Here is a 10661-nt window from a genome sequence, read left to right on the forward strand (position 1 = left end):
TGCTTGTGCACGTACTGCGAGGCCGACACCACGGCGCGCTTTGTGGACTCGCTCCAGCCGGTATCCCAGCGGTCAACTGACCACGCCCAGGCGAGGTATGGCAGCAGCTCCACCGGGCAGGTTTGCGGGTTCCATAACCGGCGCAGCGGTGCCGGGATGGCTTCAATCGTGGCGCAGGCTTCTGCGGCGGCCACCTCCAGCGCCGACGAGCCGGACGGCAGCAGGCGATCACTCATCCGAACCCCCGATCGTAATGCCGTAGCCGGTGCAGTACGCGGCCTGCGTTTTATCCAGCACCACGTCGGCGGCGGGCTGCGCCAGCTCCACGCGCTGCACGCCTTCAACGTGAAGCGCCGCGTACAGGGCAGATTTGCGGATATCCCTGCCGAGGCGGGCCTGCGCGCTGACAAAGGCGGCAAGCTTTGCCTCGGCGGCTGCGCGTATCGGTTCAGCTTCCGGCCCCGGATAGAGGTACAGCACGGCTTCAACGGCGTAATCCACAATCGTGGCCGACTGCACAGTTACCCTGTCGGCCACCGGGCGCACGTCCTCATCGTTCAGCGCCTCATTTACCACGGCCAGCAGGTCGGCGGCCGCCTCGCCGTTGCCCTCGCGTGACAGCACGGTGATAGTGACGCAGGCGGGCGACGGGCTTATCGCGGACGCATCTGCCACGCGTCCATCGGCGCTTTTGGCGTGGTACTCATACGCGCCGGACGGCCCGGCCACGCTCAGCCCTTCAAAGGCGGCCGCAATGCGCACGCGGTAATCGTCGTCGCTCTCCATCACGGCGGCGGTTGGCGGGGTTGTGGTGTCGTCGGCAGCCGTCAGCGTCAGACGGTTAACGCCGTTGTTTGCGCCGAGCTGGTCTAAATCATCCGCCAGGGCATAGGCAACCATCACGGCCTTAGCCGCCTCGTTGACGCGCTGGCGCAGGATCACCTCGCGGTACGCGTTTTCCTGCAGCAGCTTGACCACCGGCTCGGACTCCAGCGCCAGCGTGCGGGCGATGGCGTCCTGCTGCTCCGCCGGATACAGCGATACCAGCGTGGCCTTTCGCTCATTGAGTAATGTTTCATAGTCCAGCGCTTCCACCACGTCGGGCGCGGGTAGCTGGCTCAGGTCGATAGTTGCCATATCAGCTCACGGGTACGGTTAAGGAAAAATCCTGCGCGGTGTCGGTGCGGCTGCCGGTGATTTCCACCACCATGCCGCCGTCGAACGCGGATTCGTAAGAGATGCCGGTCAGCCTGATGCGCGGCTCCCACTGCAAAATCGCCATATAGCAGGCCGACATAATCTGCAGGCGCAGCGATTCATTCTGCGGCTGATCAATCAGCGCGGATAAAAGCGAGCCGTAGCTACGGCGCATCACGCGGGAACCGACCGGCGTTAACAGAATGTCGCGCACGGACTGGCGAATATGGTCAAGGTCGGTCAGCGCCTTGCCGGTGTCGCGGCTCATGCCGGAATATCGCACGGTCATCACTGCGGCCCTCCCGATATGTCGCCGCCGGACTTCACGCCGCCGTGTTTGTGGGAATGCACGACCACGCCGTTAGAAGTAAAGCCGCCGCCGCTGTGCGTAACGTCGCCTTTCATCTTGCCGCCTTTGGTCACTTCAAGCGTGGCGGTTTTCAGCAGAGCGGAGCATTCGACTTCCGGCGAGTCCAGCATGATTTTGACGGCGGCCTGTATGGTTGCGGTCTGGATACCGGTTGCCTTCAGCGCACCGTTTTCCGGTTCGTACTCAATCACCGCGCCGTCGGGAAACGACCAGTGCAGCGCATCAGCCGAGGCCGACGGGGCGGGATGCTCGTCAGAGAACACGCCCGGCAGCACAAAGCCGGTATCCAGCTCGCCGCCCAGGCACAAAACAAGCACCTGCTCGCCGACGGACGGCGCATTCCATGAACGTGTGCGACCGGCCCGGCCGGTCAGCCAGTGCAGCCAGTTAGTTGTGTTGTTGCCGGTATCCACGCGGCATAGCCCGTCGTCAAGGTTGACGGCGGACACGGTGCCTATGCGGATCAGGTTGCGCAAGAGGCGCATGAGTTCTAAATAAGATTCATTAGTCATATCCTTATGTTCAATACTTCCTTAATTGATTACAAAGAGATATGTTTGTGTGGTTCACCACCAAACAATCGTCCTCTTAATCGAAAGTATTAGATGGAAATATTATGGCCTTCAAAGAGATAATGCATTTTGGCGAACCTTTAACAATACATAAGGCGAGAATAACCCCTGATTTTAATAGCAAAAAGGTTTTAGTATCAGACTCTTGGGATTATGTGAATTTATGGCTAAAAAGAAACGGTGCGTCTAAAGCTTGTTTTTTCTGGGGGCAGGCTGAAAATTTCTATAAAGCATCAAAGCTACTTGACAAAACTGCATCTCCCCTTACAGCCTACTATTGTTTTCTTAATGCTACTAAAGCCCTACTTATATCTAAGGGGGTACAATTCGGTGAGGCTCACGGAGTATCGGGGTTCACCTTAAAAGGTAAAACCTCCTTATCCAATGAAAAAGTCAAGATCAGTACTGGCGGCGTAATGGGTGCTTTATGTAAATATTTAGGTGATCCGCAAGGGGTATATATATTTAGCTTAAAAGATTTGCTTTACAACTTACCTTATATACATCGAGCTTACAGCCTATCATATAAGTCTTCAGCAGAATTATTCATACGCATCGAAAACCCAAGGATTGTAAAGTCTATAACTACATCTGAGGCTTGGTTCGTTGCAGATATAGATAAGAGACATGCATCACAAACCACAATAAATAAGCTACCAAACGATTTACAAGAAGAAAAATCAGTTAATTCAGGCGCTTCCATAAGACTTAAACAGCGATTCAAATGGAAGGCTCATCAAAAAAAAGCAAGCTTATTGCGGTATCAAACATACCATAAAAAAATCAGAAAACACATACATTCTATATCAGGCCCTAAAAGACTTTGGTATGTAAAAAGAGATAAGGCTGTAAATATATCAGTGATTGATCACTCTTCTTTAAGCATTGCTTTCGCTGCAATGCATAAACTGAGTGAATTAGCTCGATATACACCTGACATATTATCAAGGCATTTTGACACTCAACAAAACTGGCTAATCTCAGAGTTTATTGAAAATTCACTCATACAATATATCGATGAGATTGCATCAGAAATAACCTCACAAGAATTTATATTACCAGGTAGGACAATAGAATAATCAGTTAGGATCGCGAACAACATTTAACCTTGGAGCAATAATGAAATTATATCGCTATTAAGTTTATTTTGTAATTGCTCGTTGATTCCTAATAACGGTCTCGCATCATACTTTACCTCTTTCCCCCCACGGGCTGGCTGGTCACGCAGCCCGTAATGATGCACGCGGGCCATGCGCTGCACGTTCCCGGTAAACTCCACCACGGCGTCGTCGGCGGTGCCTTTTGCCTTCATGTATTTGGCCGTGCGCAGCTTTGCAAACATCTCGCGCTTTATCCGGCCTTTCTTTTTACGCGCCGGTGCCTTTCGCGGCTTAAACGCCGTGCCGTCCGGTGCCTGCTGGCGTTTGATATTCAGCTGCTGACCGGCACGCAGACGCTTTGCGATGGTGCGTGCCATCTCCTTGCGCGCAGCGGGCGACAGGTTGCCGATCAGCGCGTTTAGCCTGGCGTCGAACGCCTCCAGCCCGTTCACAACTGCAGCCCGCTAACCAGTTCACCGCCTGCGTAAAGCTGCGCTGGCCGGGTTACGTTATCCGGCAGCGGATTTTCGCCCGCGTGGGTAACGTGCAGCGCGTCGCCTTCCTGCTTCACGATCACGCGCTCCGTCAGCTGCAGGTCAATGCTGATATCGCACAACGTATCGCTCAGCACGTCCACCTTAAAGGTGAAGCCGGTGCGGCGCTTCTCTTCGGTCGCCATAATGTCGGGCTGGTTTTCGCGCAGCCACGCCAGCAGCGGCACCATAATCAGATCGATATCGTCGCCGTAATCGGTGATCACCAAATTAAGCTGATACTGGTATTCAAACGACAGCGAGCTGGCGAGCGTTGAGGCAATGCGCCCGCCGTCGATAAACATATTCAGCCCGTCAGGGTTTCTTTGCAGCAGTGGCACGCTGTCGGTCAGCGCCCGGCGTAGCTGTTTCGGTTTCAGCATCGTGCTGCTCCTGGCATTCTTTGATGATTTCTACCTGCAGCCCGCATGATGCAAGCGCAGCCTCTAACTGGCGGTTATCCGCTGCTAAATCGCCCTGGGTCTGCAGGCGATTGCCCGGCAGCGGGCAGCTTGTCACGCGCGGACAGCCAGTCCAGATAATCTCGGGCGTTGCTGAATGCGGGCCGCGACTGCAGCCGGATAACGTCAGCAGGCAGAGCAGCAGCAGACCAGCTGCGTAATGTCGGATTGGCATCGGTTTCTCTCTGTATGGTCAGTTCACGGTTCAGGGCAGCCGTCCCGGCGCGGCCCTGCAGCAGGCGCAGCGCGGCCTCGCGTTTCTGGCCCGCCTTCGCCTCATCGTTCAGACGGGTAATCGCCTTATCGCGGCTTTCAATTCCGGCGGAAAGCGTGCCGATAATGCGCTGCGCGTCGGTAAGGTGGCCGTTTGCCGCATTCAGTCGCCAGCCGGTCAGGCCCAGCGCGACCAGCGCCACGGCCAGCAGCGCCGCTAACAGGCGGATCATAACGCCCCCTTTAAGCACCAGGCCTTTTCCCGCTGGCGGCGGTTTTCCAGCCCGGCATTTCTGACGCCGTTCACGTATACCCAGCGGTCAAGCTGCAGGCAGGCGCGTTGCCACTCGCCCCGGCGAACAAACCCGGCCAGCGTTGAGGTGCAGGCCGCACGCACGCCCACGTTAAAGCCGAACGATACGACCGCATCGTAGACCAGCTGCGGCATGGCGGGCATACAGGCATCAATCCCGCGCTCCACGCGCATCACGTCGTAAACCAGATTAACGGCAGCCTGCCGCTCGCTGACGTGGCTTTGCGGCGTCACGCCTGCGGTATGGCCGATCCCGTTCGTCCAGACTCCGGCGCTGCACTGATAAGGCGAGGTGCGGCAGCCTTCAGCATCGGCAATCAGCGCCAGCCCGCCGTCGGATATCTTCAGCGTGCTGAACTGCGGCAGCAGCGTTGCAATTGCCAGCACGGCCAGCACGGCGCAGTGTTTAGCGGCCTTCATGGTTTACCCCCTGCCGCTGCAACTCATAGGTTTTGCGGCGGTAGTGCCAGTTGATAAAAAACGTCGCCACGTTAATTACCAGCGTCACCACTGCGACGCCGGAACCGACCATAAAGGCGATATCCTGCGGCGTGTGACGGCCGAACCACATCAGCACCAGGCCGATCAGGTAGTTAACCAGCGAATTGATTTTCTCCATCTTCTTCAGTCCCACAGGTTGACGGTTTCATCCGTAGCAGCGTCGGGCAGATCGGGCAGCGTCACCTCGCAGCCGTGCATTAGTACCGGCCCGCTTTCGGCAAGGCCCGGATTGGCGGCATAGACCAGCTCCACAGCCTGCGCCGTGCGCCCGTAGTACCGCCAGCAAATCTGGTCTACGGTGTCGCCCTGCTGCGCGTAGATAATCACAGCAGGCTCACGATGCAGCCGGAACGCCCGGCGATGCGGCTGATACTGAAACGCGCGTCGCGCCAGTACTCGTCCGCGCTCGCCTCCACCTCCGCCCCTTTTTTGCCGCTGGCGTCATAGCCGCGATAGCGCTCAACGATGGCGGCCCCGGTCAGGGCGCTGACGGCGGCAAAATAGTGCGTGGCCTTTTCGCTTTCGCCGTCGTAGGTTTCCGCCGGAACGTCGGAAAGCTGGTTAAAGCCCGCCGCCATTTGTTCGGCGCGCCAGTCGTACAGCTCGGCGTTCACTTCTGAAATCGCCGTTTTTACCGCAAGGCGCAGGCGCTGCGCGGTCACGGTGCCTTCATAGCGCAGCGTGTTGCGCAGCTGCTGCAGGTTCACGTCAGGCCAGAAAAAGGTGTTCTTTACCGGCGGCTCGGCATCGTCTGCCGGTCGCGGGGCGGGTATCACAATCGTGTTCATAGTCGGCCTTAAAATAGGTGGGCGGTGGAGAACGGCGCAGACGCTGAAAGCGCGTTACCGTTCTGCCGCCCGGCGCGGGGCGCGTTCGGTCAGCGGCGGGCAACAGCCTGCTTTTTCAGCTCAGTCGCCAGCCGCTCAATGTCTTTTTTGACGCCGCAGCCTTCATGCAGCTGCAGCGCCCTTTTTAAATGTTCCATCGCATCCAGAGCCCTGCCCGCATCGCGTAAGACGTAACCGGTGATTTTGTGCAGCTTGGCGCGCACCTGATCGGGCATGTCTTCGGATTTCGTCAGCTCAAGCGTTGCCAGCAGCGGCCCGGTATCAACCGGCGCTCTCAGCGTCCAGGCACGGGTCGCCGCTTCGGCCACCTCTTCGGCCAGCAGGTAGGCGGTCGCGTCGCGCTTAAAGCCCGACGGCGGCACTAACCCGTGCTGAAGAGCGTACCGGGCAATTTCCAGCGCGCCCGGCACGTCGCCCGCATCCAGCCGCCAGATCATGACGGTCATCAGTACGGCGTCCTGCGCGCCGCTGCCTTTCGCCAGCACGCCCGCCACCCAGGGCAGATACTCCGGCAGCATGTCGCGCTTGAGTTCTGCCTTTCGCTCTTTCGAGCGCACTTTCTTCAGGCGGCGCTTGTCGTCGTTGAGCTTCAGCAGCATCAGCTCGTAGCCGTTGGCGTGGCGCAGCGGATTGCTGGCCCGCTGCGAGGCCGCTTCCGCCTGCTGGCGCATAAGGTGACGTCGGGCAGGGCTTAACATGCGTTATGCCTCCGGCGTTGCCGCGTCAGTTTCAGTTTTCGCAGCGGCTACCGGCGCGTCGGACAGGGTGATTTTTTCAATCAGGCAGCCCGCCGCGTAATCCTCCACCACGTAGTCCTCGTTGATTGACTCGTAGTTTTCGATGCGGTCGCGCTTCGCCACCTCGTCGATCATGCGGCGGTGCGTGCCTTCCTGAAAATAAATCGACAGGTTGTCCAGGCGGGTAATCAGCATCGCGTCCGCCGGGAAGTACGGCACGCGCACGGCGGGCAGATTGCCAATACGCTTCTGGCTCACAATCAGATCGCCCGCCAGCGCCTCGGTGTTGGCCTGCACCTGGTTAACCAGCGGGAAATACTTGTCGGCCAGCAGCTGACGACCGCAGACAACAACCAGCTCCGGGTCTTCCTGATACCACGGCTCGATCAGGGTGTTGGTTGCATCCATCACCACGGCGTCAAGGTTGGCGTAGGTGCGGCCTTTACCGATCAGCACGCCGTCGGTCACGGTGCCGTCTTCCGCCGTGGTTTTGTTCATCACGCGCTCCGGCGCGTCGTTGCGGTACTTCTGCAGCCAGCCAACCGCCACGTCCTGCAGCATCGGATTTTTGGCGCGGTTAGAGGTTTTGGCGCGCGACACGCCGTTAAAGCCGATCATGATGCGGTCGAGCGACTGGCGCTTGATGATGGCGTCACGCAGGCGGGCCTGAAAATCCTCATAGCGCGCCCACAGGTCTAGCGTGTTATAGCGGATATGAAAGTCGTAGTTAACCTGCACGCACTCATAGCCGGTGCTGTCCAGCGCGGCAAAGTCGGCGGTTTCGCGCTCGTCGCCGCCCGCCGTGTCGGTGGTGCTGGCAATCGAGCCGGACACGCCGATCCCGATTTTCTCGCCCTTCATTTCGGACACCGGCACGATGTTGATGCGGGTTAGAAATTCTGACGACTCCTGCACGCGGTTCATCAGCGTCTGCGTCACCGCTGGCTCAACGGTGAATTTCTTGTTCATGTCGCCGGTTTCGACGCCGTTCAGCTCGGCCAGGCGGGACATAAAGGCGTTAAATTTAAAGCGGGTGTTCTGGCGCATTTTGCGCTCCTGTATTTAGTTAAGTGTTGGCCGGTCTTCAGGTCGGTAATCAGCAGTCGGTCTGCACGCTGGCGGTGTTATCGCCACCGGTCGAGGCCGGGCGACGTGAAAAGCCGCCGTCGGTTTTGGCAAGCTGCGCCTGCAGCGCGGTAAACGCGGTGCGGTCTTCCCCGGCCTGTAGCTCCAGCGCGTCGAGCCGTTCGGTTAACGCGACTTCCAGCGCCGACAGGTTTTGCGCCTGCGCCTCGCCGTTCTGCTGCACCTGCTCTGCAACGGCAGTTACCGCCGCGCTCACGTCGGCAAACTGCAAATCGGCGCCTCTTTTCTTCGCGGAGAACATCGCGGTAATACGCTCAAGCAGCGACGGCACCGGATCGGCCTCTTCGGTAAGTTCGATTAGCGTTTCTTCGGCGGCGGTAAAGAGGTTGTCTTTGTGCTGCTTGCGGGACGCCAGCGGATTGGCTGACGCCGTGGCGCTGAAGCTCAGGATTTCGGTGCCGAGGCTTGCAGGGTCGTCGGTCACGGCCAGGCCAACCAGATACGCCTCGCCGGTGTCGGCAAACTTCGGATTCACCTCAACAGAGGTATAAATTTTCTGGCGGGCTTTGGTCAGCTCAACCAGTTCCGGCGTCGGGCTGATTTCGCCGTACAGCGCCAGCTTGCCTTTCAGCGGACCGTCTTTGATTTCTTCCGCGCTCAGGCCGGTGACGTCGCCATAGCGGCGGAAAGGGCTGTCAGGGGTGTAGCCCTTGATATGCTCCATGTTGATGCGCGCGCCGTACATCGCCGGGTCATAGTTCGCCGCCATCTGGGAAATCCAGTCGCGGGAAATCTCGCGGCCGTCGGTGGTTGCGCCTTCCACTGCGATACGAAAACGCTTTGCTTTAGTTGCCATTAATCAGGCTCCGGTTGTGGGTTCGTTCAGGTCGGGGCCAGTTTCCCTGCCACGGCCCATCCGCTCAACGAAAGCCAGCCCGCTCAGCGACCAGCAAACAGGGACAGCGGGCGCGCCTTTTTGCGCCCCGGTAGCCTTGTCGGCATGAACATACAAACCACCATCAGCGATCCGCGCCGTCAGGCCGCACTGCTTTACTGGCAGGGTTATTCCGTGCGCCAGATTGCGGAGACGCTCGGCCAGAAAACACCGACCGTGCAGAGCTGGAAGCTGCGCGACGCATGGGAAGATATCGCCCCCATCAGTCGCGTCGAGGCCAGCATGGAGGCGCGGTTAATTCAGCTCATCATGAAAGAGGTAAAGGGCAACGGGGACTACAAGGAGATAGACGCGCTGGGCCGCCAGATAGAACGGCTGGCCCGCGTCGAGCGCTACCGCAGTTCGGGCAACGAGGCCGACCTTAATCCGAACGTGCGCAACCGCAATAAGGGCGAGCGCCAGCCGGTAATTAAAAACGTCTTCAGCGACGAGCAGACCAGCAAGCTGACCGACCTGTTTATGGATAACTGCTTTGAATACCAGCTCAACTGGCATAAAGCCGGGCTGGAGAACCGCATCCGCAACATTCTGAAGTCCCGCCAGATTGGCGCGACGTTCTACTTTGCCCGCGAGGCGCTGATTGATGCGCTGACCACCGGGCGCAACCAGATTTTCCTGTCGGCCAGCAAGGCGCAGGCGCACGTTTTTAAAAACTACATTATCGACTTTGCCCGGCAGGTTGACGTCGACCTGAAGGGCGATCCGATTGTGCTGCCGAACGGCGCGCGCCTGATTTTCCTGGGCACCAACGTGCGCACCGCGCAGAGCTACACCGGCAACCTCTATCTGGATGAATATTTCTGGATCCCGAAGTTTCAGGAGCTGCGCAAGGTCGCCAGCGGCATGTCGTTACATAAAAAATGGCGCACCACGTATTTCTCCACGCCGTCGAGCCTGTCGCACAGCGCGTATCCGTTCTGGTCAGGTGAATTATTCAATAAGGGGCGGCGCAGCAAGGACGACCGCATCGAGCTGGATTTGTCGCATTCGCATCTGGCGAAAGGCGCGCTGTGCGGCGACGGCCAGTGGCGGCAGATTGTCACCGTTGAGGACGCGCTGACCGGCGGCTGTAACCTGTTTGACCTTGACCAGCTGTCGCTTGAATACAGCCCGTCGGAATATCAGAACCTGCTGATGTGTGAGTTTGTCGACGACGAGGCGAGCGTGTTCCCGTTTGCCGAGCTGCAGACCTGCATGATCGACAGCCTGGAGGAATGGACGGACTTTAACCCTTACGCGCTGCGCCCGTTTGACTACCGCCCGGTGTGGATTGGCTATGACCCTTCGCACACCGGCGACAGCGCGGGCTGTGCCGTGATTGCGCCGCCGCTGGTTGCGGGCGGCAAGTTCCGCGTGCTGGAGCATCACCAGTGGCGCGGCATGGACTTTGCCGCGCAGGCTAAATCCATTGAGGACTTAACCAAAAAATACACCGTGGAATATATCGGCGTGGACGCGACCGGCATCGGCCAGGGCGTTTTTCAACTGGTACGGCAGTTTTACCCTGCGGCCCGTGAGATCCGTTACTCGCCGGAAGTCAAAACCGGGATGGTACTCAAAGCCAAAGACACTATCAGCAGCGGGCGGCTTGAGTACGACGCCGGAAGCACGGATATCACGCAATCTTTCATGGCTATTCGCAAAACCATGACCGCCAGCGGCAACCGCTCAACCTATGAGGCGAGCCGCAGCGAGGATGCCAGCCACGCGGACGTCGCCTGGGCAATCATGCACGCGCTGTTAAACGAACCGCTGACCGCCGCCAGCGGCGGCGC

16 protein-coding genes and 1 pseudogene are annotated in these 10661 nt (G+C 58.5%); 2 read left to right on the top strand and 15 right to left on the bottom strand.

The annotated features are described in order from the left end of the window. The 4 genes from ACETPC_RS23460 to ACETPC_RS23475 all read right to left on the bottom strand — a co-directional run. Positions 1-236 (bottom strand): phage tail protein I (locus ACETPC_RS23460; RefSeq protein WP_380184847.1); only part of this gene is annotated, 236 nt, incomplete at its 3' end. Continuing rightward, a complete protein-coding gene (locus tag ACETPC_RS23465) occupies positions 229-1137 on the bottom strand; it encodes a baseplate J/gp47 family protein (RefSeq protein ID WP_380184848.1) in 909 nt (302 codons plus the stop codon). The genes ACETPC_RS23465 and ACETPC_RS23460, both read right to left, overlap by 8 nt. 1 nt (position 1138) lies before the next feature. Beyond that, positions 1139-1486, bottom strand: a complete 348-nt coding sequence (locus ACETPC_RS23470) for a GPW/gp25 family protein (protein WP_380184861.1) — start codon at positions 1484-1486, stop codon at positions 1139-1141. Further along, on the bottom strand, positions 1486-2079 hold the full coding sequence (locus ACETPC_RS23475) for a phage baseplate assembly protein V (protein WP_380184849.1): 594 nt from the start codon (positions 2077-2079) through the stop codon (positions 1486-1488). The genes ACETPC_RS23470 and ACETPC_RS23475 overlap by 1 nt, the downstream gene beginning before the upstream one ends. 104 nt (positions 2080-2183) lie before the next feature. Between ACETPC_RS23475 and ACETPC_RS23480 the strand changes: the two genes are divergently transcribed. Then, on the top strand, positions 2184-3218 hold the full coding sequence (locus ACETPC_RS23480) for a YaaC family protein (RefSeq protein WP_380184850.1): 1035 nt from the start codon (positions 2184-2186) through the stop codon (positions 3216-3218). 23 nt (positions 3219-3241) lie between these two features. Here ACETPC_RS23480 and ACETPC_RS23485 read toward each other — a convergent pair whose 3' ends face one another. The 11 genes and pseudogenes from ACETPC_RS23485 to ACETPC_RS23535 all read right to left on the bottom strand — a co-directional run bounded on the left by ACETPC_RS23485 (position 3242) and on the right by ACETPC_RS23535 (position 8787). Then, the gene (locus tag ACETPC_RS23485) at positions 3242-3691 is read right to left on the bottom strand and encodes a phage virion morphogenesis protein (RefSeq protein WP_380184851.1); all 450 of its coding nucleotides are present in this window, start codon (positions 3689-3691) and stop codon (positions 3242-3244) included. Then, positions 3688-4155, bottom strand: coding sequence for a phage tail protein (locus ACETPC_RS23490; protein ID WP_380184852.1), 468 nt, complete (start codon positions 4153-4155; stop codon positions 3688-3690). The genes ACETPC_RS23485 and ACETPC_RS23490 overlap by 4 nt, the downstream gene beginning before the upstream one ends. Next, entirely contained in the window at positions 4088-4408 is a 321-nt protein-coding gene (gene lysC / locus ACETPC_RS23495) for an Rz1-like lysis system protein LysC (RefSeq protein ID WP_380184853.1), read from the bottom strand. The genes ACETPC_RS23490 and lysC overlap by 68 nt, the downstream gene beginning before the upstream one ends. After that, a pseudogene (locus ACETPC_RS23500) lies at positions 4329-4679 on the bottom strand (LysB family phage lysis regulatory protein); the annotation flags it as partial. The gene lysC and the pseudogene ACETPC_RS23500, both read right to left, overlap by 80 nt. Further along, complete coding sequence (locus ACETPC_RS23505) at positions 4676-5179, bottom strand: lysozyme (protein ID WP_380184854.1); 504 nt, start codon at positions 5177-5179, stop codon at positions 4676-4678. The pseudogene ACETPC_RS23500 and the gene ACETPC_RS23505, both read right to left, overlap by 4 nt. Continuing rightward, positions 5166-5378 (bottom strand): HP1 family phage holin, encoded by a 213-nt coding sequence (locus ACETPC_RS23510; protein WP_301730256.1) that lies wholly within the window; start codon positions 5376-5378, stop codon positions 5166-5168. The genes ACETPC_RS23505 and ACETPC_RS23510 overlap by 14 nt, the downstream gene beginning before the upstream one ends. A 5-nt stretch (positions 5379-5383) precedes the next feature. Further along, entirely contained in the window at positions 5384-5587 is a 204-nt protein-coding gene (locus ACETPC_RS23515) for a tail protein X (RefSeq protein ID WP_380184855.1), read from the bottom strand. Next, positions 5584-6048, bottom strand: a complete 465-nt coding sequence (locus ACETPC_RS23520; RefSeq protein ID WP_380184856.1) for a head completion/stabilization protein — start codon at positions 6046-6048, stop codon at positions 5584-5586. The genes ACETPC_RS23515 and ACETPC_RS23520 overlap by 4 nt, the downstream gene beginning before the upstream one ends. An 89-nt stretch (positions 6049-6137) precedes the next feature. Further along, positions 6138-6806 (bottom strand): terminase endonuclease subunit, encoded by a 669-nt coding sequence (locus ACETPC_RS23525; RefSeq protein ID WP_380184857.1) that lies wholly within the window; start codon positions 6804-6806, stop codon positions 6138-6140. 3 nt (positions 6807-6809) lie between these two features. Continuing rightward, complete coding sequence (locus ACETPC_RS23530) at positions 6810-7892, bottom strand: phage major capsid protein, P2 family (RefSeq protein WP_380184858.1); 1083 nt, start codon at positions 7890-7892, stop codon at positions 6810-6812. 49 nt (positions 7893-7941) lie between these two features. Then, the gene (locus tag ACETPC_RS23535; RefSeq protein WP_380184859.1) at positions 7942-8787 is read right to left on the bottom strand and encodes a GPO family capsid scaffolding protein; all 846 of its coding nucleotides are present in this window, start codon (positions 8785-8787) and stop codon (positions 7942-7944) included. Between the two features lie 144 nt (positions 8788-8931). Between ACETPC_RS23535 and ACETPC_RS23540 the strand changes: the two genes are divergently transcribed. Then, positions 8932-10661, top strand: a 1730-nt coding sequence (locus tag ACETPC_RS23540; protein WP_380184860.1) for a terminase ATPase subunit family protein, incomplete at its 3' end; no start/stop codon positions are given.

It is taken from the genome of Pantoea sp. sgz302252, from assembly GCF_042610525.1.
Classification (GTDB): Bacteria; Pseudomonadota; Gammaproteobacteria; order Enterobacterales; family Enterobacteriaceae; genus Erwinia.